19 protein-coding genes are annotated in these 23,517 nt (G+C 47.7%); 3 read left to right on the forward strand and 16 right to left on the reverse strand.

The features are described 5' to 3' along the window. Positions 1-66: 66 nt before the first annotated feature. Genes cydC through AC50YG_RS04340 form a run of 4 tightly spaced genes read right to left on the reverse strand, consistent with a single transcriptional unit; the run spans position 67 to position 5,960 of the window. Entirely contained in the window at positions 67-1,815 is a 1,749-nt protein-coding gene (gene cydC / locus AC50YG_RS04325; protein ID WP_494824936.1) for a thiol reductant ABC exporter subunit CydC, read from the reverse strand. Next, on the reverse strand, positions 1,802-3,550 hold the full coding sequence (gene cydD, locus AC50YG_RS04330; protein ID WP_494824938.1) for a thiol reductant ABC exporter subunit CydD: 1,749 nt from the start codon (positions 3,548-3,550) through the stop codon (positions 1,802-1,804). Before cydD ends, cydC begins: the two co-directional genes overlap by 14 nt. Beyond that, entirely contained in the window at positions 3,550-4,563 is a 1,014-nt protein-coding gene (gene cydB / locus AC50YG_RS04335) for a cytochrome d ubiquinol oxidase subunit II (protein WP_494824940.1), read from the reverse strand. Before cydB ends, cydD begins: the two co-directional genes overlap by 1 nt. Before the next feature lie 2 nt (positions 4,564-4,565). Next, complete coding sequence (locus AC50YG_RS04340) at positions 4,566-5,960, reverse strand: cytochrome ubiquinol oxidase subunit I (protein WP_494824942.1); 1,395 nt, start codon at positions 5,958-5,960, stop codon at positions 4,566-4,568. A 296-nt stretch (positions 5,961-6,256) separates the two neighbouring features. On the opposite strand from AC50YG_RS04340, the gene AC50YG_RS04345 reads away from it, so the two are divergent. The 3 genes from AC50YG_RS04345 to AC50YG_RS04355 all read left to right on the forward strand — a co-directional run bounded on the left by AC50YG_RS04345 (position 6,257) and on the right by AC50YG_RS04355 (position 7,982). Further along, positions 6,257-6,406, forward strand: coding sequence for a hypothetical protein (locus tag AC50YG_RS04345; RefSeq protein ID WP_494824944.1), 150 nt, complete (start codon positions 6,257-6,259; stop codon positions 6,404-6,406). Beyond that, entirely contained in the window at positions 6,403-7,014 is a 612-nt protein-coding gene (locus AC50YG_RS04350; RefSeq protein ID WP_473755650.1) for an SCO family protein, read from the forward strand. Before AC50YG_RS04345 ends, AC50YG_RS04350 begins: the two co-directional genes overlap by 4 nt. A gap of 242 nt (positions 7,015-7,256) precedes the next feature. After that, complete coding sequence (locus AC50YG_RS04355; protein WP_494824946.1) at positions 7,257-7,982, forward strand: response regulator transcription factor; 726 nt, start codon at positions 7,257-7,259, stop codon at positions 7,980-7,982. Between the two features lie 59 nt (positions 7,983-8,041). Here AC50YG_RS04355 and AC50YG_RS04360 read toward each other — a convergent pair whose 3' ends face one another. The 12 genes from AC50YG_RS04360 to AC50YG_RS04415 all read right to left on the reverse strand — a co-directional run bounded on the left by AC50YG_RS04360 (position 8,042) and on the right by AC50YG_RS04415 (position 23,483). Next, positions 8,042-8,401, reverse strand: a complete 360-nt coding sequence (locus AC50YG_RS04360) for a c-type cytochrome (RefSeq protein ID WP_494824948.1) — start codon at positions 8,399-8,401, stop codon at positions 8,042-8,044. A gap of 56 nt (positions 8,402-8,457) precedes the next feature. Beyond that, the gene (locus AC50YG_RS04365) at positions 8,458-9,162 is read right to left on the reverse strand and encodes a sensor histidine kinase (RefSeq protein ID WP_494824950.1); all 705 of its coding nucleotides are present in this window, start codon (positions 9,160-9,162) and stop codon (positions 8,458-8,460) included. A 536-nt stretch (positions 9,163-9,698) separates the two neighbouring features. Then, positions 9,699-11,669, reverse strand: coding sequence for a YjhG/YagF family D-xylonate dehydratase (locus AC50YG_RS04370; RefSeq protein WP_494825311.1), 1,971 nt, complete (start codon positions 11,667-11,669; stop codon positions 9,699-9,701). 43 nt (positions 11,670-11,712) lie between these two features. Next, positions 11,713-13,194, reverse strand: coding sequence for an alpha-ketoglutaric semialdehyde dehydrogenase GucD (gene gucD, locus AC50YG_RS04375; protein WP_494824952.1), 1,482 nt, complete (start codon positions 13,192-13,194; stop codon positions 11,713-11,715). Between the two features lie 13 nt (positions 13,195-13,207). Beyond that, a complete protein-coding gene (locus AC50YG_RS04380) occupies positions 13,208-14,113 on the reverse strand; it encodes a fumarylacetoacetate hydrolase family protein (protein WP_494824954.1) in 906 nt (301 codons plus the stop codon). 97 nt (positions 14,114-14,210) lie between these two features. Next, entirely contained in the window at positions 14,211-14,969 is a 759-nt protein-coding gene (locus AC50YG_RS04385; protein WP_473755633.1) for an IclR family transcriptional regulator, read from the reverse strand. Positions 14,970-15,211: 242 nt separating this feature from the next. After that, complete coding sequence (locus AC50YG_RS04390; RefSeq protein ID WP_494824956.1) at positions 15,212-16,837, reverse strand: response regulator transcription factor; 1,626 nt, start codon at positions 16,835-16,837, stop codon at positions 15,212-15,214. An 8-nt stretch (positions 16,838-16,845) separates the two neighbouring features. Further along, on the reverse strand, positions 16,846-18,582 hold the full coding sequence (locus AC50YG_RS04395) for a sensor histidine kinase (protein ID WP_473755631.1): 1,737 nt from the start codon (positions 18,580-18,582) through the stop codon (positions 16,846-16,848). A gap of 81 nt (positions 18,583-18,663) precedes the next feature. Continuing rightward, positions 18,664-20,256 carry an ABC transporter substrate-binding protein gene (locus tag AC50YG_RS04400; RefSeq protein WP_494824958.1) on the reverse strand — a complete coding sequence of 531 codons (1,593 nt, stop codon included), beginning with the start codon at positions 20,254-20,256 and terminating at the stop codon, positions 18,664-18,666. 65 nt (positions 20,257-20,321) lie between these two features. Next, positions 20,322-21,236, reverse strand: a complete 915-nt coding sequence (locus tag AC50YG_RS04405; RefSeq protein ID WP_494824959.1) for a carbohydrate ABC transporter permease — start codon at positions 21,234-21,236, stop codon at positions 20,322-20,324. Positions 21,237-21,250: 14 nt separating this feature from the next. After that, positions 21,251-22,144, reverse strand: a complete 894-nt coding sequence (locus AC50YG_RS04410; protein ID WP_473755627.1) for an ABC transporter permease — start codon at positions 22,142-22,144, stop codon at positions 21,251-21,253. 541 nt (positions 22,145-22,685) lie between these two features. Further along, positions 22,686-23,483: an alpha/beta hydrolase gene (locus AC50YG_RS04415; RefSeq protein WP_473755626.1), complete on the reverse strand. Its 798-nt coding sequence runs from the start codon at positions 23,481-23,483 to the stop codon at positions 22,686-22,688. Positions 23,484-23,517: the final 34 nt, after the last annotated feature.

Here is a 23,517-nt window from a genome sequence, read left to right on the forward strand (position 1 = left end):
ATTGTATTTTAACAAAAATAGACTTTTTTCCGTATGCCTCAAAAGGGCTATGATGAACATGCACCTTCATTCTAATTCGTAAAGCTTGCGATATCGCATATTTCCCCTCATAAGCTGCTCATGCGTGCCTCGCATGCTGATCCTGCCTTGATCCATAAAAATCACTTCATCCATCTCTTCCATGCCACTCAGATGATGGGTGACCCAAACGACCGTTTTTCCATGCAGAACGCGGAAAACAGTCCGCATAAGCTCACGCTCATTTTTTGGATCAAGCCCAACAGTAGGTTCATCCAGAAGTACAATCGGGTGGTTTTGCAATAAGATACGTGCGAGCGCGATTCTTTGCTTTTCACCGCCTGAAAAACGAAGCCCTGTTTCTTCCATCCTTGTATGGTATCCGTCTGGCAGAGACTCAATCAGCTCATTCAAACGCACCTGCTCGGTAACCAAACGCACCTCCTCATCGCTAGCTTCCGGGCGGCCAAGTCTTATATTATTAGCAACAGAAGTATCAAACAGATACGGATTCTGATTTAATACGGAGAACGAATTCGAATTTCCGGCTTCGGCATTTACAGGAATACCGTTCACCTTAACACTGCCCCTATCAGGCTGTAATTCTCCTTGCATCAGATTCAATAATGTCGATTTTCCGGAGCCACTGCGTCCTAGAATTGCAATTTTCCCTCCTTTAGGAAGCTGTAAAGAAATATCATTTACGGCCCATTCCCGTGAATGAGAATAACGAAAACTTACTCCCTGTAGGTCAAGCAGCCCTGTTTTCGGCAACAAACTTGAAGGCTTAGAGGCAATGGAATATGTGAAAATTCGACCATCCGTGGCATTTTCATTTTCTATAGCCTGCAGACGCTTAAGTGAAGTCTGGTATTCCGGCAATTGGGCTACGGCCCCTGCTGCACGTACCATGGCCTCTAGAAGCGGAATGGCAATAAGCGCCAGTGCAGCTATCCAGGTCGCTGGAATCGTTCCTTCATCTGCTAGCCGTCCTGCCCATAGTGTCATAACCATAACCGCAGCACCTATACCGCACTGAGAAATCCAGTTTACCCGCCATTCGCTGCGGCGAAGCGAGTTCTCTATCCGCGAAGAGGATTCCTGCTTTTTGAAAAAGGATTGCAAAAACGGCTGAATTCGGCCGCTCAGAATCCAGTCGGACATGCCGAACATTGCATCCGTCAGCTCCTGATAAGCTTCACTACGGACTTGCTTTGCTCTGCGCCTTCTCCCCATCGATGCCATTAAAGCAAAGAAGGGTACTAGAAATAGTAAAAAGCCGCAATATAGTGCCATCATAAGTGCGAGCATACGATCCAGACGTCCCAATGCGGCTACTCCTACAGCATAAATGAGGATGGAAGATAAGGCGGGAAGCAGGAATTTTAAATAAACATTCTGGAGCTTTTCAATGTCCTCTGCAAGCAGCCCTAGTAAATCTCCTGTGCGAAACCGGGTTTGGAGCTGCAGCGCCTGCGGCTCCAGGGCGCGATACAATCGAACACGCATGCGTGATAATACGTGAAGTGCCGCATCATGACCAGTCAGTCTCTCCATATATTGAATAATAGCCTTGCCAAAGCCAAAGGTGCGTACAAGCACAATCGGCACATACACCATCAAAATATTTTCAGGTCTTAATGCCGAGCGTGAGATCAGATAGCCCGAAGTGAACAGCAGTGCACCTGCACAGCCAAGTGCCAAAGCACCGAGTAAAAGTGCGGCTGTGAAGGTCCAAACATGCTGTCTCAGATAAGGCAGCAGCCATCCGATTTGTCGATGGTCATTCCCCTTCATTGCCAACCTCCCCCGAGCCTTGCAAGATCAAATTATAATAGACGCCTTGCTGCGCCATTAACTGCTCATGTGTTCCGCTTTCTGCAAGGCGACCCTGCTCCAGTACTAGGATAAATTCCATTTCTGGCATCCAGTGCAGACGGTGTGTAGCCATAAACACCTTTCTTCCTTGTAGAACAGTTAACATCATCTGCTTTAGTTCGTATTCGGTCTCAATGTCAAGATGGGCCGTTGGCTCATCGAGTAAAATGACGGGACGGCTACTCAGAAGCGCACGGGCCAGTGCAACACGTTGTGCTTGCCCCCCACTTAGCACTCTTCCACCTTCTCCAATTTTCGAATCGCTTCCCGTCTGAAGCTGATCGACCAAAGAACGCAGCCCAACCGTGTCTATCGCCCTCTCAACCTGTTCCTGTGTGGCATCTGGAGCATAGAACCTGACATTATCAGTGAGCGATTGACTGAACAGGTGGGGATGCTGCGGAATATAGGCCACTTGGCGTCGCCACTCTTCTCTGACGGTTCCGGTCATCCGTACGTTGTTCACACGAAAGTCACCGCGATCTGGTTCAATGAACCCGCTCAGCAAGCCAAGAAGTGTCGTTTTCCCTGCCCCGCTGGCACCAACAATGCCAATTCGGGTAACATTTTGCGGAAGCTGTACGGACACCTTCTTCAGCAGAAAAGTCCCTGCATCGCCCGCAACCTCGATGCCAGAAAGCTCCATAGCCAGCCCTCCTTTTTGCTCTGCTAGCCTAGAAGGAGGTTTGTCTTCCTGCCCTGCTTCAAATTGTTTTTTAGAGCTAACAATGGAGCGAATCGTGCCCCAGGCTTCTTTGCCATCGAGAGAAGCATGGTAATCCGTACCCAGCAGCTTGACGGGCGTGAAATATTCAGGTGCGATTAAGAGCACGGCCAGCGCAACCTCGAGTCCGAGATTTCCATTTACCAAACGAATGCCTAAGCCTACTGCGACAAAAGCAACCGATAACATACTGAAGAAATCAAGGGCAAAAGACGAAAGAAATGCCACACGCAGCGTTCGCATAGTCGATACCCTGTATTGATTGCTGACATTTCCGACCGACTCGCTATGTGCTCTGCTCCGTTTCAGAAAGCGCAGCGTAAGTATGCCCCGCAAGGAATCTGTGAAATGATGCGACAGCATCCGATGAGTTCGCCATTGCTTGTCAGCCTGCTTCCTTGCCGCGAACCCGAGCAGAATGAAAAAACCGATAAGTATCGGAAGCGTACACATCAGAATGATTCCCGATATCATGTCCAGCCTATATACCCACAGCAAAAGTAGAACCGTAACACAGAGCATATCAATCATACGGGCAATCGACAGCTCCAAATACATACGAAAACGATCCACTCCGTCTAACACTAGCGTTACCAGACGCCCGCTCCCCTGCTTCGCTGCAAAGCTCGGACCATGCCCGAATATCGCCACAAGCAGCTGCTGCCGAATGGCTTCAGCTTTTTTTTCTGCGAAGCCGCCGGAAAGCCGTCGCTGAAGCCAGACGAAAGTTTGGCGAGCGACGAAGCTTATCAAAAACAGGAGCAACGGCTGAGTTGCTTGATCAATCGGCTTATTTTCAAATAACAACGTAATGGCTTTGGCCAAAAAGGTGGCTTGACCTATAATAGCTGCTCCTTGAAGAAGGGAAAGCACAGTCAGCAGCAGCATATGCAGCTGGATTCCCTTTAATTGAAACCATGACCTGTCCATTAGTATTCCAAATGCTCCTTCTCGTTGACACGTTTATGGAAGACAAAGTAGCTCCAGGCTTGGTATGCCAGAACAAGGGGAAGGAGCGTAGCTGCCACAATCGTCATTGCTTTTAATGTATAAGCACTGGAAGCGGCGTTATAAAGCGTCAGATCAAACGCTGTGTTTATTGAGCTGACCATGAATCGAGGGAAAAGTCCAACAAAAAACGATCCAAATGTCAGCAATATCAACAGCCCCGACATGCAGAAGGCTCTGCCTTCCTGTCCCCGCTTCAGGAACCATCCGGCAAGCAACACCGCAAGGACTCCTATCAGGACAAATACCAGCAATAAGCCTCCACGGCGTTCAAATAAATCAGTGACGGAATAGGTCCATACCACAAGCACAGCTAACAAAACAGCTTGCACGGGTAAAAATTTAGCCGCCATATGGCGGGAGTGCTCTCGCAGCTCTCCCATTGTCCGCAGAGAAATGAAGGTAAGGCCATGCAGCAAGCACAAACCGACAATCGTAATGCCTGCCCACAAGCTGTAGCTGTTCACAACATCGGCGAATCCAGATCGCATCTCCATGTCTTGTCCTATGGGCTGTCCCTTGAGTAACCCAGCAAACATAACACCGAATAACAGCGGAGGAACACTGCTTCCAATCAGAATGGCTATATCCCATGTTTTCCTCCACCATGAATGGTCCACCTTGCCGCGAAACTCAAATGCGACACCTCTTAAGATAAGTGCTATCAAAATAAGCGTAAACAGGACATAATAGCCGCTGAACATCGTAGCATACCAATGCGGAAAAGCAGCAAACATAGCCCCGGCGGCCGTGATCAGCCATACCTCATTGGCATCCCAGAAAGGACCAATGGTATTGATAAGCACTCTTTTCTGCCTATCATTGCGACTAAGCAAGCCCGTTGCCATACCAACACCAAAGTCAAAGCCCTCAAGAAAGAAAAAGCCTGTAAATAATACGGCAATTAACAAAAACCACAAATCACTAAGCGACATCGTCAGACCCCTTCCTTGAAATGATATGGATCCTGCAGGGCGATTTCTGGCTCATGGGCTGCATACGGCCCTTTGCGAGCTTCGCGAACAAACAGAAAAGCGAGAACACCCAATAAAATGACATAGAGTACGGTAAACAAAATGAAGGAAAACAGCACTTCCCCCGCGCTCGTCGTCGTAGAGACGGAATCCTTCGTTTGCAGAAGTCCAAATACCGTCCACGGCTGACGGCCTACCTCTGTCATAATCCAGCCGGAGGTATTCGCCATAAACGGCAGAGCGATTGCAAACATCATCACGCGCATAAACAGCTTATTTGACTGTTCAAGCTTTTTGCGCACCGCAAGATAAGCTCCATACAGTCCTAATAAAATCATGGCACTGCCGCAAGCAATCATAATGCGAAAGCTCCAGAAGGTTGTGCGTACAGGCGGGATATAATTTCCGGGTCCATACTCAGCCTCATACCGAGCTTGAAGCTCCTTCATTCCAATAACCGAGCCTGAGAACTGGCTGTAAGAGAGATAGCTGAGAAGGTAAGGCACTTTCAGCTCAAATGAATTCTCCTGCTTATCCGGATCAATGCCTGCAATAACGGTCCAAGGTGCGGGGTCACTGCTCGTTTCCCATAAGCCTTCGCTTGCAGCCATCTTCATAGGCTGTGTCTCCACCAAAAATTGAGCCTGACCATGGCCGAATAATGCAATGGCTATGGACGATACAAAGGCGACGATGATGCTTAAAGTAAAGGAGGGCTTAAAAAACTCCATATCCTTTTTACGAAGCAGCTTCCATGCGCTGATTCCTGCAATCAGAAATGCGCCTGTTGCAAAGGCTGCAAACAGCGTGTGCGGAAACTCCCAAAGCACCTGTTCGTTCGTTACAAGCGCCCAGAAATCGACCATTTCTGCCCGACCATTATTCAAAGCAAATCCGACGGGGCGCTGCATAAATGAATTCGCCGTCAAAATCCAGAATGCCGATAACATCGTTCCAATGGATACCAGCCACATGCAGGCAAGATGGACGCCCTTGGATAAGCGATCCCAGCCGAATACCCATAGTCCGATAAAGGTAGATTCCAGAAAAAAAGCTAGAAGCGCTTCAATGGCTAGAGGAGTCCCAAACACATCTCCAACAAAGCGTGAAAAGTCAGACCAGTTCATCCCGAATTGAAATTCCTGCAAAATACCAGTAACGACGCCAACAGCAAAGTTGATCAACAGAAAATGCGCCCAAAACTTTGTCATCTTCTTGTACAATTCTTTTTTTGTAATGACATACATCGTTTCCATGATAGCCACAAGCAAAGACAAACCTATGGATATGGGGACAAAGACAAAATGAAGGATCGTTGTCGTTGCAAACTGAAGGCGTGCTAATTCTACTACGTCCATCTAGGTGGTTACCTCTTTTCTGCATGTTATGTACTGAAAAAAGTATGTGATTTTCTTCACTCACTTTTCAGATAATCATCATTATAGATCATCATCGATGTTTTTGTATGGCCCCATTGAGCGGGTACGTGTGACAATGCTGTCACGAAAAAGCGGCTACTTTGTGAAAAAAGGCACAATATTGACTATCGTGTGACATTTGTTCTTTATGATTGTGAAAATAGCTCCTACGAGTCATTAAGTTGCATCATGCTTTGCTTATATAATGAATGAGTACGAAGAAGGGAGAACGAGACATGCTGTATTGGTTTATTTTAGGAGGATTATTTTTAGGTGGCGGCGCTTACGTTATGCTCAACGGAGCGAAGCTTGTACAGGAGGACAATGAACTGCAAGATAGCATCGTTTCTCATCCAGTCGTAAGTGATAAGGATAATCAGGTATGATAACAAAAAAGCGCAGCCCCCTTCTTATCGCAGTCATTATTTTCGTGGCGGCCTTGATCGCTTATCTTGTGTATACGTTTCAAGGAGGAAGCAGCAAGCTTCCTGTATTGAGAGAAGCTCCAGCCTTCACCCTTCAGGAGCTGGATGGCACAGCCTATAATTTGAGCGACAGTTTGGGAAAAGTAATGCTGATCGAATTTATGTTCACAAGCTGTCCTGATATTTGCCCTGCAACGACATATAATATGGTGCTGCTGCAGGATGAATTGAAGAAACAGGGCCGTTTTGGAGAAAATGTACAATTCGCAGCCATAACCTTTGACCCTAATTCGGATACACCGGAGGTTTTTGCAGCTTATGCCGAGCGTATGGGTATTGATCGGTCAGGCTGGAAGCTGCTGCGTGGAGACGAGGCCTATACGATTGAGAAAGCAAGAGAGTATGGGATTGCGATTCAAAAGCTGGAAGATGATCAGTTTGTACATACGGTAACCTCCCTCATGCTGCTGGATGCCAATCATCAAATTCGCAAGGTCTATCGCATGGGTGAAGAAATGGATAACTCCGCTATTTTGAAAGACATTAATGCTCTCCTTAAAGAAAAATAATCCGTTAAAATGACATTGGAAAATTTAATTGAGCTTCTCCCAACCAGCTATTCCGACTTAGGATGGCTGGTTTTTATTATCTTCTTCTGCTTCGCGTATTGTTCATTAGTTCGTTACATTTTATCGATTTTTAGCTATATCGAGGCATATGACTTCATGTTCGTAAAGAGCATAATGATGCAAGATAGTCAGCTAATATAACCTTGCTGATTCAACTCATTGCTTAATGGAGGGTCGCTACCTTGAAACAAAAGAAAAGTGTTATTCTCATTATTAGTCAGGAAAAACATACCCAAGCTCAATTGAATTCCTTTTTTTTGAAAGAGGGCTATCCTACAGACACCACGTCTCATGTGAAAAATGCTTGGCTTAAACCAGATCGCAATCATTATGGTTTAATCATTATTGACCATGCGGAAACCGGCTTGAGTAATATTCAATCGTGCATCGCCATCAGGAAAAGACTACAAACCCCCATTATGTTAATTACAGAGAATGGCAAGGAAGACCAGCGATTAGCTGGCTTTGAAGCAGGAGCCGATGATTGTTTAGAAAAGCCATTTTCCTATAAAGAAATGATATGGCGAACCAAAGCTATTCTTAGAAGAAGCACTGCTCAAGCCCTGAAAGCAACTAGCAGAACGGAATATCCAACTATACAGTTAAGTAGACTCACCATTAATCCATCTGCTCACCGTATTCTAGTAGATGGCACGGAAATCCACCTGTCTCTAAAAGAATTCGATCTACTCTATTATCTTGCGCTTCATGCAGATATCGTTCACACGCGTGCTCATCTTCTTGGTATCATATGGAGACAGTCTGAAGTAAACGATTACCGAACGGTAGACACACATATCAAACGTCTTCGCGAAAAGCTGACCCCCCTTTCACCGGATATAGGAGCCATGATCAAAACGGTGCGAGGGGTAGGCTACATATTTAGCAAGGCAGGCCTAGTAGGATGAAGGTTGAATTAGGAACAAAACAAAAACGGCCGCGCTGCATCATTACAGCGCGGCCGTTTTTATCTAGACTTTTGTTCCGACAACCATTTGGAAACACTTTGAATATCCTCTGACGAAATGTTTTTTTCAAACTTGGGCATTCCATTTTTGCCGTTTGTAACAACGTCAACGATTTCCTCTTCCGTTAATCGACTTCCAATGCTCTGGAGACTGGGCCCTCTTCTACCTTGAAGATCAGTACCATGGCAGGACATGCATTTCTTCTTGTATATGATTTCTGGATCGCCATTTTGGACACTCATTTCTTCTGTACGGTTATGATTCGTTGTAGCGTCAGCACCTGAACTTCCACATGCCGATAATACCAACACACCTAGAAGGACGCCTATTACAGAACCGTTCTTAAGCTTACTATTCATATAACTCCCTCCTGATGATCGTCTACAATAAGAACGCGTACTTGTTGATTGGTCATTTAAGCTACACCTGCTTCCTGCTGTATCACTTCAAGTACGGTTCTTTCCGATTCTCGTCTCAATTGGAGTTCCCAACCCAACTCTACTGTCCGTTTCTCTAAAAATTTCAAGCCATAACTGCCTTCCTTGAGCAACGGATCATCGGTAAAGCCTAATCCATTGTCTGAAATCCGGCATGTCCAGCCGCATTCTGTTGATTCTAAGCGAATCCGAATATGATTGACTTCCTTCGCATGCTTTCGAATATTAAGCAATCCTTCTCTAAGAAATGCGTATAATGCTATTTTTTCCTTATCCGTTAAATTAATTTCTGATATTGGCCAACTATATTCGGTATTTATATCTGAATCGAAATGTAGCTCATTAATTAAGTTGCTAATGGAATCATTCCAAGGTCCAACGGCTACCTCAGGCGGATATTTCAAATGGGAAATGGACTGACGAACGTATTCATTGACCTCCCGTACCGTATTTTTAATAGACAGCAGCTTCTCGTCTTGTTCCATAATTGGTTTAAGCTGCTCGAGCTGAACAGAAACCAAAAATAAGGACTGGGCAACGCCATCATGAAGTTCTTTAGCCAGCTTTTCACGCTCCTGAAGTGCCATTTTTATCAGCCTTGCTTGCTGCAGTTCCTCTTGAATCGCTTCTAAAATTGTAAAAAGCCGCGTGATCAGCAGCAACGTGACTACAAATACAATCAACGGTGAAATCCAATTCCCCGCATCCATCGATATATAGGGTAATAAATATTCATGCCGAACATACTCCCATATCCAAATGGTTAGAGTTGGTATAATTAAAATTAACCATTTAATTTGTTTATACAGTGCGAATATCCCCCTTTGAGATTGACAATAGAACTTATAAGCATATGTCTATTGTCGCTTATTTCTACTTCTTAACACATGACTCATAAGAGCTAATTGTTTAACAAAATTCTCAGCTTTGTAACCATGTCATTGGCATATGGTGGCTATATCCCTGCAGCCAAATCAATGGGCTATGAGCTCACTGCTTTAGTAGAGCTTATTAGACATAACGCTGAGAAGCTGGGATTGAAGTTAGGCAAGCAGTAAACAAAAGCAGGGGCAAATCCATCACGGATTATGCCCCTGCTTTTGTTTACTTTAAATTAGTCCACCTTCTAAATCGGTTATCATGTTGCTTGCTTGTAAAAGAGGTGAATGCGAATCCGTATCAAGAGTCACTATAAATCCACATTAAAAAATTCAGTTAATTAGACTTCTTCACCGTCGGCTTCCGCTGCGAGCATGCGCATGCCTGCTTCCAGCGTCCGAATAATGCGGCTCGTATCATAAACACAACCTTTCCAGGTTCCGCCGCTGGCAGACTGCAGCGCGGCCCAAAGACGGGTATCGTCCGGGAGCTCCGGGTCCTCCGCAAGAGAGGGATGCGGCGATCTAGCGGAAAGGATCGCTGCCCCTGCCTCCGGCGTATCCGGCAGCTCGCCGCAGCCGACCATATCGATTGAGCCCTCTAACTTGCGCGTGTCGATGCGGATGTCTACCCAATCCCCGTCTCGCAGGCGCCCGACTGGACCACCTGCGAGCGCTTCCGGACCGATATGTCCGATACAGGCGCCAGTCGACACGCCGGAGAACCTAGCGTCGGTCAGGAGCGTCACCTGCTTGCCGAATGTCAGATGCTTCAGCGCCGACGTCAACTGGTAGGTCTCCTCCATCCCGGTTCCTGCCGGGCCGCGGCCGATCAGAGCCAATATGTCGCCAGCTAATATGCCACCGGTCTTGATTGCACGGATCGCATCGCGCTCGGTCGTGTACACCTTTACCCGTCCAACATGCCGGAATACGCCCTCGACGTCAAGAACCGAAGGGTCGATGGCCGTCGACTTAATGACGGAGCCTTCCGGCGCGATATTTCCGGATGGGAACGTAACGGTCGGCGTCAAGCCAGCGGTCCGTGCCCGATCTGGGCTGTATATGACTGTATCCGGGTCGATCCCTTCCCGCTCAGCAAGATAGTTTCGCATGCTCTTCCGCCGCTCGGACGTCTCCCACCAGTCCAGCGTCTCGTTCAGTGTGACACCGCTCGCGGTGAGTACGCTTACATCCAGCACGCCGAGCCGCCGGAGATGCAGCATCACCTCCGGCACTCCCCCGGCAAGAAACACACGGACTGTCGGATGAGGAACAGGCCCATTAGGTAGCACACTGACCAGTCGAGGAACGTTGCGGTTGATTGCTGCCCAGTCCCCGGCGTTCGGCACCGTGAGACCTGCTGCGTGAGCAATCGCAGGAATGTGCAGCAGCAGGTTTGTGGAGCCGCCGAAAGCCGCATGAACAACCATAGCGTTACGGATAGACGCGTCCGTCAGCAGGTCACCAAGCGTGAGGCCCTTGCTTGCAAGCGCCATGGCCGCACGGGCGGATTGGCGCGCCATCTCCGTCCAGACCGGTTGGCCTGACGGGGCCAACGCGGCGTGAGGCACAGTCATTCCTAGTGCCTCTGCCACGACCTGCGCCGTTCCCGCCGTTCCGAGGAACTGGCAGCCGCCGCCCGGCGTCGCGCAGGCTCGGCAGCCAAGATCGGCAGCTTCCTCCAACGACAGCTCGCCGTTCGCGTATCGGGCGCCAATCGTCTGGATTTTGCCAGCATCCTCGCCATTCGTCGGCGGCAGCGTAACGCCGCCTGGCACAATAACGCCAGGCAGGCTTTTCATTCCGGCAAGCGCCAGCATCATCGCAGGCAGACCCTTATCGCACGTCGCAACGCCCACAACGGCCGCTCGGTTAGGCAGCGAACGGATCAGCCGGCGCATGACCATTGCTGCGTCGTTGCGGTAAGGCAGTGAATCAAACATGCCCGGCGTGCCCTGCGAGCGTCCGTCGCACGGATCACTAACATGAGCGGCGAACGGGATACCGCCCATGTCGGCAATCTCTTTCGCCGCCGCCTTCATTAACAGGCCGATCTCCCAGTGGCCGGTGTGGTAGCCAAGCGCGGCAGGTGTGCCGTCCTCATTGCGGATACCACCAAGCGTGCCCAAAATCAGAACCTCCCTGCCCTGCAAGCGATCCGTCTGCCATCCCATGCCGACGTTCTGGCTCCAGCCGAACAGATTGCCGCTAGGCTCGTTCAGAAGAAGCTCCGGGGTCAGCGGGAGCTTGCCAGGCGGCCCAGCCGCATGTGTGGTCACCTCGAAATAATCCGCTCCGTCCGGTCCCATAACGTTTTTCAACAGATCCTCCATCGCGCGTATCCCCTTCTGGTTAAGGCTTCATGAACACCGTTTTCACTGCTGTGTAAAACTCGATGGCCGCCTGTCCCTGCTCGCGAGAATGGGAGCTGGAGCCTTTCATTCCTCCGAACGGCGCCTGCAGCTCCACGCCCGCTGTCTCGGCGTTAACCCGGACGAGTCCTGCATCCGTTTCCTGAATAAACTTCAGTGCATAACCCAGATTGCTCGTATAAAGGGAGGCACTGAGTCCATATTCCGTATCGTTCGCGAGTTCAATCGCCTCATCAAGGTCACGCGCCTCAATCAGTGCCAGCACTGGCCCGAAAATTTCCTCCCGCGCAATGGCCATCTTCGGCATTACCCGATCGAACACGGCCGGTGTGATGAAGTAGCCGTCCGCGAGTGCCGGATCGTCCGGCCGCTCACCGCCGATGAGAAGCTCCGCGCCTTCCTCCTTGCCCTTGCGAATGTAATCCAGCACGGTTTCATACTGCTTCCGGCTGGCACATGGGCCAAGCCACGTCTCCGCGTTCAAGCCATCGCCCACCTTTAGCCTTTCCACCTTGTCGAGCAATTTCGACCTGAACGTCTCGTAAACATCACGCACGACGATAACGCGGCTTGTTGCGGTACACTTTTGGCCGGTTGAGCGAAGCCCTCCGCTGATTGTCGCATCAACCGCGAGGTCCAGATCGGCGTCGGATGCGATGATAATTGGATTTTTACCGCCCATCTCCAGCTGATACTTCGCCCCGCGTGCTAGAGCTGTCTGGCCGACACGCTTGCCGACCGCGTCAGAGCCCGTAAAGGTTACGGCGTGAATGCCCGGATGCTCGGCGATACCCTGCCCAATGACGGCACCGTTGCCAATAACCATATTCACAACGCCGGCTGGAAAGCCAGCTTCATGGAAGCAAGCCATGATCAGCGAGGCGGTAACAGCCGTCTCTGCCGCCGGCTTCCAAACGACAGTGTTTCCGTAAACCAGTGCAGGCGCTATTTTCCAAACGGGAATCGCTACAGGGAAATTCCAGGGTGAAATGACGCCGACGACGCCGAGCGGCGCGCGGGTCGTGAACATTAACGCTTCTGCGTCTGTTGCCGGAATCACATCACCGACCGGACGCATACCTTCGCCTGCGTAATAGCGTAAAATGGCTGCGCCGCGGGCCGTCTCCCCCTTCGCCTCGCCAAGCGTCTTGCCCATCTCGCGCGTCATCGCAAGGCCGATCTCCTCCAAGCGACTCTCCAGCAGATCAGCCGCCTTGAACAGCAGGGCGCCGCGCTGAGCACCGGTTTGCTTACGCCAGGCATGGCGGGCAGCCTCGGCGGATGCGACCGCAATGTCTAGATCGTCGCAGTCGGAGTCGGGCGTTAAGCTAACGATTTCGCTGTTGCGGGCCGGATTGCAGCCAGGCTTGCGGCTGCCAGAGAGAGGCGACTTCCATTCGCCTCCGATATAGTTATCTATGGCCGGAATTTCCGGGTTCACCGTGTATTCGCTGTTTACCATTATTTTTTCCCCCTTAGGCGTGATTAGGAGCCATGTCCAGCTCATGAGTGCTAATTACCGTGTTCACCAGCGTCCCTATACCTTCGATTTCAATTTCGATGCGGTCGCCAGAGGCCAACGTAAACTGGTTAGGCGGAACGAGACAGGTGCCTGTCAGCAAAACCGTACCGTCGAACAGCTCGTTATCCCGTTTCAAGAAGCCGACAAGCTCCTCCAGTTTGCGCTTTAACAGGCCGGTATGAGCCGTTTCTTCAACGACCAGCGCTCCGTCCCGGTAAATGCGGCAGGCAATTGAGAGCGCGTAAGGGTCAGCGACCGTCTCCGCCAAGCGGACGAACGGGCCGATCGAGCAGGAACGCTTCCAAATTTTCGCCTGCGGCAGGTAAAGAGGATTTTCGCCCTCGATGTCGCGGCAGCTCATGTCATTGCCAGCTGTATAGCCGACGATTACGCCAGAACTATCTAAGACCAGCCCAAGCTCTGCCTCCGGCACCTGCCACGAGGAGTCGCTTCTTAGGCATACCGGCTCACCAGGTCCAACGGTACGAGCTGCTGTCGATTTCATAAACAGCTCCGGCCGTTCGGCCTCGTACACCTTGTCGTAAAATGTGGCCGCATCGAGCCTTCCATCCGTCGCCTCATAATTTCGCGCCTCACGGCTGCGCTGATAGGTCACACCTGCCGCCCATACCTCCGGTGCGTCCAGCGGCGTCGTCAGGTTCAGCGTTTCGGCGGGAGCGCCTATCGGCGAGAGACTTCCGAGCATCGTCTCAACATAAGCAGCGGTTGTCAATCCAGCGGTGCGGGCATTTGCGACGAGTGTCATAAGATCCGGCGCATCGAGCCGATAAGAATCTCCGTCTTCTGTCTTTACTCCCAAATAGGGAAGCGAGTTTTCGAGGTAACGAAATATACGCATAATGACATGACCTCCAATCAAATTGTTTTACATTATAAAACCGCGTTCTTATATTGTAATAAAAAAGATCCGCCCAGAATCTTTGCGTATAATCGCATTATCTTGGACGGTGGCCGAGTCCGCGTGAAATCTGTTCTGCCGTCTCCTGCAAAAGCAGGACGAAAGCCGCTAATTCCTCATCTCCGACTGTTGACGTCATCGTCGAGATGCTGATCGCCGCCGTAATGTGGCCGCTGTGGTCATACACCGGCGCCGCGGCACAACGGACACCTGCTTCATTCTCTTCCCGGTCGTAGGCGACGCCCGCATTTCGCGAGGAGATCAGCTCTTTCAGGAAGTCCGACTTGTTTGAGATCGTATGTGGCGTATGAATGGAATAGTCGTATTTCTCCAGCAACCGCTCCAGCTCAGCCTCCGGCACGTAAGCCGCTAGCATCTTGCCGACTGCGCTGCTGTGCAGTGGTACACGTCGGCCAATCCGGGAATATCGAATGGCTGCTTTGCTGCCTTCAACCTTATCAATATAGACGCCTTCCGCTCCGTCCCGGATGACAAGATGAACAGTCTGTCCCGTCTTCCCTGACAGTGCATCCATCGGTCCTCTTGCGATCTCCCGGATGTCAAAGCTCTGCAATAGCAGCTGCCCCTTCTCCAGCAGACGCATGCCGAGCCGATACAGCCCGTTCTCATCCTGTTCAATGTAGCGATGATGTTGAAGCGTCTTAAGCAGGGAATGCACAGTACTTTTATGCAAGCCGACCCTGACACTGATCTCGGTTATTTTCAATACTCGATTATGCTCATCAAACAAATCAAGAATAGTAAGTGCCCGGTCGAGTGATTGAATGATGGGCATGGAATGTATTCTCCTCCTTTCGTTTTATAATTTAAAACAACGTTCTCATATATTGTACCAAACTATTGACAATGTCGTCTAGCTTGTTTAGAGACAGCCGTAACACTAAGATCATGGATATTGTAGATCAACTGTTCCAGTGTCGAACTTGGCTTGCATATTATCTAGTACCTGGTCACGACTGGTTCCTTCGAAAGTAACACAAGCGAATTGCCCGCGTTACTTTCACACGGTTGACAATATTAATTATTCGTTTTTTTCCGGGCCCGATAGAGCTGCGGCGTTACGCCGACAACTCTTTTGAATAAGTTAGAGAAGCTTCCCAAGCTGGTATACCCTACATTCTCCGCAATATCGGTAATCTTGTATTCGGTTTCTTCCAGCAATCGTTTGGCCTCCTGTATTCGTTCCTGAATAATAGCGTCCGACAAGGATAATCCGGTCTCCTTCTTGAATAATCTGGATAAATACGCCGGGTTTAGATAGACATGGGCGGCCAGTTCTTCGCGATTGATTTCCTGATTCAAGCGTGAACGAATGTAATGTCTGATCTTGGTGACGACGGTAGAGGAAACATTCTTGCTTGTCCTAAGAAGTAATACGGTCACCCCTAGAATCCCTCTCGTCCAATTTTGCAAACCTACCGAGTGTTTTGGGTAACTTTCCTTATCCAATAATTGCTTTAATTCCACTGACTCGTGCATAGACAAACCTTTCTTGGCCAGAATGGTATGAACTATAAAAAGAATGCCATGAATGAATTGTCGATGCGATTCATTCGTCCATGTGATCGCCTCACTGCTACAGAACCATTGCTTAACACGGCTATCCAGCTCATCAAGCTCGCCGAGTTCTAGAATGGTCGCCCACTCTGCAAACAAGTTCATTGGAGCAACTACCGGTATCTGATTCAACAGCCTAGCGGAAGGCGGATAGGCCGGAGTGAAAACTTGCTGTGAGCTGTTTAGGTTGCTTTGCTCTCTTTCTGTCACGTGAGCATAAGCGCTAACGATCTCCGGCAGGAATACCGTCGGGCTGATATAAATCGACAAGGAACAATGAAGAATCCGTTTGCACTCATTCAGGAACTGCCGACAATTGTAACCCAGTACGTTACCAACAAGAACCTCTTCGTCTCTCACATATACAATCGCCAAATTGAGACCTACATGATCCTGAAGTACGACGCCCTCTAGCCCTCTCAGGAGCAGCTCTCCAGCCAAATTGCGAAGGGCGTACTCCATAATAGCCTCATCACGAGCGCTTAAATTTTCCTTCCATTGTTCCAGGCCTAACAGAACTAGTATATAACGATCATCCTTTTTGAAGTCCAGGCCGCAAGTTTCCGTAGATCTTTGCAATGATTCCGGGAGAAGGGATGTGCGCTGGCTAAGGATGTCTTGCCAGAAGCGTTCCACTAATATAGGCAGCTGATGCTCCCATTTTGTTCGATAGTCTTGTATAAGCATTTCAAACTTATGCTGCTCTTTCTTCCTGGCGACTTCTGCGATAGCTTCGCTGGCCACCTGTTTCAATTGCTCGTAATCAACAGGCTTCAACAAATAATGGAACGCCCCATGCTGGATGGCATGCTGTGCATACTCAAAATCAGCATGGCAAGTCAGCATAATCGTTAGTGTGTCCGGTGAGTGCTGCGATACCCAGACCAATAATTCCAGCCCGCTCCTCCCTGGCATCTCAATATCACAAATAAGCAAATCTACAGGATGGCGCTCCAGGCACTCCACTGCTTGTTCTACATTTTCCGCCAGATTGACATCGGCAATACCTAATTCGTTCCAATTCACGCCTTGTTGCAAACCAAGCAAGGCAAAATATTGGTCATCGACGATCAATATCCGGTACATATGTAAGATCACAGCCCCCTATGTATAGGCAACATTATTTTTATAACTCCACCGCCCTGAGGATCATTGCAAAAGGTGATACTCGCCTGTTCATTATAGAACATACTCAAGCGTCGGCGTACATTCCATATCCCTAATTGGCGGTCTGTCGGATCTTTTTCATACAATCCTAGGTTAAGCCTTTCGAGCTGCAGCTCAGAGAAGCCCGGACCAGAGTCGCTGATTTGGATGACCATCCACAGAGCGTCATCTTTGCCGACTTCTTCATTTATCGTAATGTTGACTCTAAATGGTTTTGTGTTATTAATAAATCCATGCTTAATCGCATTCTCCACGAACGGCTGCACAAGCAAGGGTGGTATGAGCGCATTCTCTAGCTCCTTCGGGAATCTATCCTGAAAGCTAAGCTTGCCTGGGTACATAACCATCTGTATTTCCATATAATTTCGAATATGATTCAATTCACTAGTAAGCGTAATCCACGTATCGTTAGTGCTCATAATGAATCTGAAATAGGAAACGAGATGGGCAATCATTTTCTTAATCAGCGAATACTTCTGAAGCTCTACAAGATGAAAGACAATATTCAAAGAGTTCAAGAAAAAATGCGGGTTTATCTGAGCTTGAAGATGCTTAAGTTCTGCTTGCTGCACTTTCATTTTCTCTTCATATACATCGATTTTAAGATTACCGATTTGTTCGGCCATCCGATTGAACTGCTCTGTAATCAACTGGAACTCCTTCGATTTCCCTTCCTTAAGACGGTAATCCAATTGTCCCTTTCCAAGTATGCGCATCCCGCTGGTCAACTGTTGAATAGGCTTAAACACGAGCCGGTTTAGTAGAAAGAACATAATAACCAATATGACAACAACCGCGATAGGAATCGCTTTAATCACGCGTTGGAACATGGGCAGCTCATCCAAAAGTGATTCTTCATCCAATAGAATGAATACGTTGAGATCCGAGAAATTGGACGGTTTGTCTACAAACAAATAGCTGCTCCCATCATTGAGGCGCAAGGATGCACTAGCATGATTCGATTGATCATTCAACTTACTGCGGAGCAAAGCAAGATCCTCCTTCGAGAATTGCCCCCATAGCAGATTGCCATCTTTGGATATAATGCCGATCTTTTCGTCGCTACTCACAGACTCCAATTGGGTTAAAGGCTGTGCTAATGAGTCAATGCTGACTAGTACACCGATGAGCAGCCTCCCACTTTTATCAGGCAGTACCTTAAACAAGACCGGCTCACCTCCGACGGTAACGATTTCCCACTTCAAGGAAGTCGGAAGCTTGAAGGACTTCAGCTGGGAAGACAGTCCGGATCGAATGGCGTCCTTCTCCTTGTAATACTCTTTTTGGCTGCTGAGGAAGAGTTCATCCCTATCAAGGTGATACACAAACACGCTGCGAATACTGGAGTAGTAGCTGACATCGCTATACCATTGATCCATTAATTTGCGTATAGATAAATAATAATTAACACTTTCCGGATCACTTTCCGAGTATAGCTCCAGCAGCATGCTCTCGTTTGATGTGCGAAGTAAATAAGTGCTCGTCTGCTCTAGCAATTCATCAAGAGCACCTAAGTGAAGGGTCAGTGTATCCGATGCAGATTTTGCGACTTTCTCCCGAACAATGTTTGTAGAATAAATATTAGTGTAGTATAAAAAAAGAAAAATAGGCGTCACTAGAAGCAGAACGAGAGCGCTTACTTTAAATTGTAAAGATAATTTCACAGTTTCTCTCCTTTTCCTATCCTATTAACGCCTGTGAGGCACAAAAGGGGAAAGACCTCATCAGTCTCCCCCTTTGCCTGCTTATTTTTGCTTCGCTTTCCATTCATCGTACTGCTTTTGAACTTCGGCGCGGATGTTCTCGATACCGTTGGCTTGTAACTTTTCGTTGTATTCAGCCAATACCTTGTCTGCGTCCAAGCTTCCCGTTTCAAGCAATGGGCGATATTCCTTAATAATATTGCTGACGACGGACACTTCCGTTTTGACGGGTACCGTATTAAAGTTAAAGCCGAATGACTTCACCTTATGGGATTTCTCATTATAAGCCTTGAACTTCTCCCATTTGTCAGCGCTTTCTCCTTCCCACAAATAAGTGAGTGTCTGATTGCCAAACATCCACTCGATGCCCGGAGCCCATCCCGTATCCGTACGGGTAGCCACGCCATCCGGCAGCTTAATGAAATTATCCGTACCTTCTACCTTGACATATTGCCGGTTTTCCACACCGAAGTCAATCAGATTAATTAGTTTCTTATCGGTATGCAAAAGATTCAGCAGCATCATTGTCCGCTCCGGATCGATGGATGTACGCCCTATTGCCATCATGGAGTTGCTAACGCTAGCTGTGCTAATCTCGGGATCGTTCCCTTTAAGCTTGACGAGCTCAATACCCGTAGCGATGGAATCCTCTTTGTCGGAATCCGGTTTATCGGACCCAAACTTCATCCACGTTTTCCCGGCCTTCAGCGCGTCTTCGGCACTCGTTTTGGTTGTTGCAGCATCTTGATTAATGTACCCCTTTTTAAACCAGTCACTGTAGAGTCTCATTCGATAAATAGCCATATCGGACTCCATAGAGCTGATGATCATCTTGTCTGTTTTCGTGTCCAGCACGATTCCGGCAGGCGCACCCGCTACGAGCTCGTAACGAAAGTTTTCCTCCACACTCGGCTTTGTTTTGTCGAAATAACCAAGTGTATCGGAGCCGCTGCCAGAGAGCCAGATTGGAGCTATGCCAGGCTCTTTATCCTTAATCGTTTGAAGCCATGGCTCCAAATCCTCTAGCGTATTGATCGAGTCGACATCAAATCCATATTTATCTACTAGATCCTTCCTAAACATAATCGTATGGCTTTCACCAATTTCTTTATTCGTTGGAATGGCATAGATTTTATCATCTACTTTGCCGCCGTCAAGAAAACGGGGATCCAGCGTCTCTGTAATTCCTTGTCCGTATTGGGCTAACAGATCATCGAGCGGGAGGAAAGCACCCTTCGATACATTGTTAGCAAAATCAGCCCAGTTCGGAGCAAAGGTCAAGTCTACTTGTTCACCGGATTGGTAGGCTAGCGCCATCTTTTCCGACCAGGTAGACCAGGGAAGTCCTTGAAAGTCGATCTCGGCATTAATTTTCTCTTTCAAATATTTGTTGATTTCTGCTATAACTTCCTTCGAGTCGTTCTGAGGGAAATTACCTACGGTATACACTTTGAGCTTGCGGTACTTCGAGATGTCGGGATTGCCGGATTCGCTGTCTCCGGATGACTTGCTGGTTGACGCCGGTTCTACACTAGGCGAACCAGTTGAGCCTGAATTGCTGCTGCAGCCGGAGATTGCCAGCATGGTCACAGTTAACCAAGCAAGCGCAATACCGTACCCTTTCACTTTCTTCATTTTGTTGCCTCCCCTATTCATATAATCATATATTCTAACCAGCCGTTTAGCTAGAGTTAGACGAATCAACCTTTAATAGCTCCGATGGTAAGTCCCTTGGTGAAATACTTCTGGAAGAACGGATAGACGAATAGAATAGGACCAATAGAGACGACTACCATCGCCATGCGAAGACTTTCCGTTGGAACCGCTTCTTGCACCATAAGAGCTACGCCGCTTCCCGCCAATTGATTTTTAAAAAACTCCGCTTGGCGAATCATTTGAATCATGACATACTGCAAGGAAAATTTATCAGTATCATTAATGAATAACATAGAATTGAACCAATCGTTCCAATACATCAGCGTCGTGAACAAACCCACAGTTGCGAGGACTGGAAGAGAAATAGGAAGAACCAGCTGGAAGAAAATTCGCCACTCCGATGCTCCGTCTAATTTACCCGATTCAATCATCTCTTCCGGAATGGTCTGCTGAAAGAAGGTACGAGTAATGAAGATATAAAACGCGTTCGAAAGGCCAGGAAGAATGAGCGCGGCGAACGAGTCCTTCAGCTCCAAAAAGTTGACGTATAGCAGATAGAACGGAACCAGCCCTCCTGAGAAAAGCATCGTAATCAGAAGATAAAAATTAAATGCTTTTTTGAAAGGGAAATCCTTGCGGAAAATGGGATAGGCGTATAAGGCAATTAATAATACTGCAATTATCGTTCCAATGATGGTAACGCTAAGGCTAACCCCATAGGCTTTTACGAGTGTTGTGGAATTGGTAAATAGATACTGATAGGCGGATACATCCAGTTTGTCAGGCCAGAACTTGTAGCCTTGTAACGTTAGCTGTTTTTCTTCTGAAAACGAAATAGCGACAATCAGCACGATAGGCATAATACATGCGAGACTAAAAGCGATGAATATAATGTGAAGTATAGCCTCGGCTAGCTTGGAGTCCTTCTGGGACGTTTTAACGCTTGCTTTTGAGTTCATTTCGATTCTCCGTTCTAGAAAAGTGCTGTATCGCGATTAAGTTTTCGAGCCAGACTATTGGCTCCAATGACAAGGAAAAATCCAACAACCGATTGGTAAAAATTCGCCGCAGAGGACATTCCCAAATCATTGAGCTGAATCAAGCCTCTGTAAACATAAGTATCAATGACATCTGTCGTAGAACGCAACGCGCCAGAGTCCAGCGTAACGTGATAGAACAAGCCAAAATCAGAGCGGAAAATGCCTCCTAAATTCAGAATCGTCAGGATGACCATCACAGGAGTAAGGAGCGGAATCGTGATTCGAGTGATCTGCTGCCATTTGCTAGCGCCATCCATTTTCGCAGCTTCATACAACTCCTCACTGATCCCGGTTATTGCCGCCAGATAGATGACGCTGCCTATACCAACAGAGTGCCACATTTTCGTTATCCATAAAATATAAGGCCATGCCTGAGGGTGCATATAAGCATTGACGGAAGAGTAGCCGAACAAGGGCAAAATATATTTCACCAAAAAGCCGTATTCCGGATGCAGAAAAGCGTACACGATATAGCTGACAACGACCATAGACAAGAAATTCGGCATGATCATAATGGTCTGATAGACTCGCGAAGCAAGCTTGGCACGTACTTCATTAACGGCAATAGCGACTGCAACCGAGAGAATTAGCCCGGATACAATAAAGGCAACATTGTAGGAAACCGTATTAATGGTTACTCGCCATGCATCTGAGGTCGCGAAGAGGAATCGGAAATTGTCCAGCCCCGTCCAAGGGCTGCCCATAATTCCATCAATATAGTTAATATTCTTGAAAGCAATGAACACCCCAAACATCGGGATATAGCAGTTAACAAAAAAAATAAGGCTTGTCGGCAGCAGCATAAGCAGCAGCACTCGATGTTTCACAATATTTCGCAGCAGAAGGGTGATGCCCCTCTGTCGCTGTGAATGCGTTTGCTTAGACAAAGAATTTACAGGGGATGGAATAGCCATAGTCTTTAACCTCACTCTAATTAACAGGATAGATTTATTATAGTGGAGGAAGATCTAGGTTCTCTCTATCGCAGATGACCTCTTTTATTCAAAAGTTACTTTTTCTATTCATTATTATTAATATAGAGTGTTCTCCCAATATAAATGATTAAATAAGCCTGTATTCATATCCTTCGTTTGAATGATCGCTTTTATAAATCCCGCAATATACACATTGTTTCTGTATTTCTGAGCTTAAGCTTCATTTCACAGCCTAACCGAATTTGTATTATTCCATCTCTCTTCTATATCTTTATTCCAATAAAAAAGGCAGTGATCCTCTGATCGACTGCCAAGCCACGTACTATAAATTGGCGGAAACTTTGCTTCGATCCGATCCAAAGCTTCTTGTACCGTTGTCGGAGAAGGTGCTTGTTCCCACCAATTGGACGTCCAGGTTATGACGACTGTCAGCTTAAACTTGAAATTTTTGAAAAATGAGCTGAGAAAAATGATACAAATCATTTTTCCATACTGGCCAATCGTGGCCTCCGCTCTCCTCGTACCAAATGTGAGGCACATTATACTGGGACAAATAAGCATGTGTCTGGTCGCTGACATGTTTAAGATTATCCAGCACTCCGCATGAAAGCCAGAGCAGCTTAAGTTTCGAGGTTGTTGCCTCAGGATTAGGTACTAGCCGTTCAGGTGCCTTTGTATTAGGAGCAGAAGAGAAACCGCCAATCCATGCAAAATGGTCGAGATTCCCCAACCCGATATTGAGCGATTGCCCTCCGCCCATAGATAAACCGGCAAGTGCACGATTCTCTCTTTCGGCCAGAACCGAATAGTTTGATTCTATAAATGGAATGATTTCATGTAACAAATCATATTCAAAATCCTCGAAAGCCTTCAGCTTGTCGGTATCGAATAGATTTCCCTCCGCTCGATCATTGGGCATTGCCCGACCGTTTGGCATGACGACGATCATCGGCGCAAGCTTGCGCGCTGCATACAAATTATCAAGAATAACTTGCGGATTGCCATGATGGTGCCATTCCGTTTCGTCCCCACCGATACCGTGCAATAGATAAAGTACGTTATACCTTTGATTCTCTGTATATCCGGGTGGGGTGTAAATCATCATTTTGCGTGAGGTACCTACCGTTCTTGAGAAATATTCAACCGTGTCTATTTTCCCGCGGGCGATTGTTTCCCCATATTGGTCATACCCTGCTGGTGCGTTATTCAATATTAAATGATATTTAGCCATGTTCATTATCTTCCTTTCCTTAATGGAAGTACTT

It is taken from the genome of Paenibacillus sp. J31R34 (assembly GCF_059383715.1).

What these genes read in the sequence shown, in the direction of transcription:
- AC50YG_RS04385 (WP_473755633.1), bottom strand. Translation starts at nt 14,969, where the DNA reads ATGCCCATCATTCAATCACTCGACCGGGCACTTACTATTCTTGATTTG.
- cydD (WP_494824938.1), bottom strand. Translation starts at nt 3,550, where the DNA reads ATGGACAGGTCATGGTTTCAATTAAAGGGAATCCAGCTGCATATGCTG.
- AC50YG_RS04360 (WP_494824948.1), bottom strand. Translation starts at nt 8,401, where the DNA reads ATGAATAGTAAGCTTAAGAACGGTTCTGTAATAGGCGTCCTTCTAGGT.
- AC50YG_RS04380 (WP_494824954.1), bottom strand. Translation starts at nt 14,113, where the DNA reads ATGCGTATATTTCGTTACCTCGAAAACTCGCTTCCCTATTTGGGAGTA.
- AC50YG_RS04405 (WP_494824959.1), bottom strand. Translation starts at nt 21,236, where the DNA reads ATGAACTCAAAAGCAAGCGTTAAAACGTCCCAGAAGGACTCCAAGCTA.
- cydB (WP_494824940.1), bottom strand. Translation starts at nt 4,563, where the DNA reads ATGTCGCTTAGTGATTTGTGGTTTTTGTTAATTGCCGTATTATTTACA.
- AC50YG_RS04350 (WP_473755650.1), top strand. Translation starts at nt 6,403, where the DNA reads ATGATAACAAAAAAGCGCAGCCCCCTTCTTATCGCAGTCATTATTTTC.
- cydC (WP_494824936.1), bottom strand. Translation starts at nt 1,815, where the DNA reads ATGAAGGGGAATGACCATCGACAAATCGGATGGCTGCTGCCTTATCTG.
- AC50YG_RS04370 (WP_494825311.1), bottom strand. Translation starts at nt 11,669, where the DNA reads ATGGGACCGGACGGAGCGGATTATTTCGAGGTGACCACACATGCGGCT.
- AC50YG_RS04340 (WP_494824942.1), bottom strand. Translation starts at nt 5,960, where the DNA reads ATGGACGTAGTAGAATTAGCACGCCTTCAGTTTGCAACGACAACGATC.
- AC50YG_RS04345 (WP_494824944.1), top strand. Translation starts at nt 6,257, where the DNA reads ATGCTGTATTGGTTTATTTTAGGAGGATTATTTTTAGGTGGCGGCGCT.
- AC50YG_RS04400 (WP_494824958.1), bottom strand. Translation starts at nt 20,256, where the DNA reads ATGAAGAAAGTGAAAGGGTACGGTATTGCGCTTGCTTGGTTAACTGTG.
- gucD (WP_494824952.1), bottom strand. Translation starts at nt 13,194, where the DNA reads ATGGTAAACAGCGAATACACGGTGAACCCGGAAATTCCGGCCATAGAT.
- AC50YG_RS04415 (WP_473755626.1), bottom strand. Translation starts at nt 23,483, where the DNA reads ATGGCTAAATATCATTTAATATTGAATAACGCACCAGCAGGGTATGAC.
- AC50YG_RS04390 (WP_494824956.1), bottom strand. Translation starts at nt 16,837, where the DNA reads ATGTACCGGATATTGATCGTCGATGACCAATATTTTGCCTTGCTTGGT.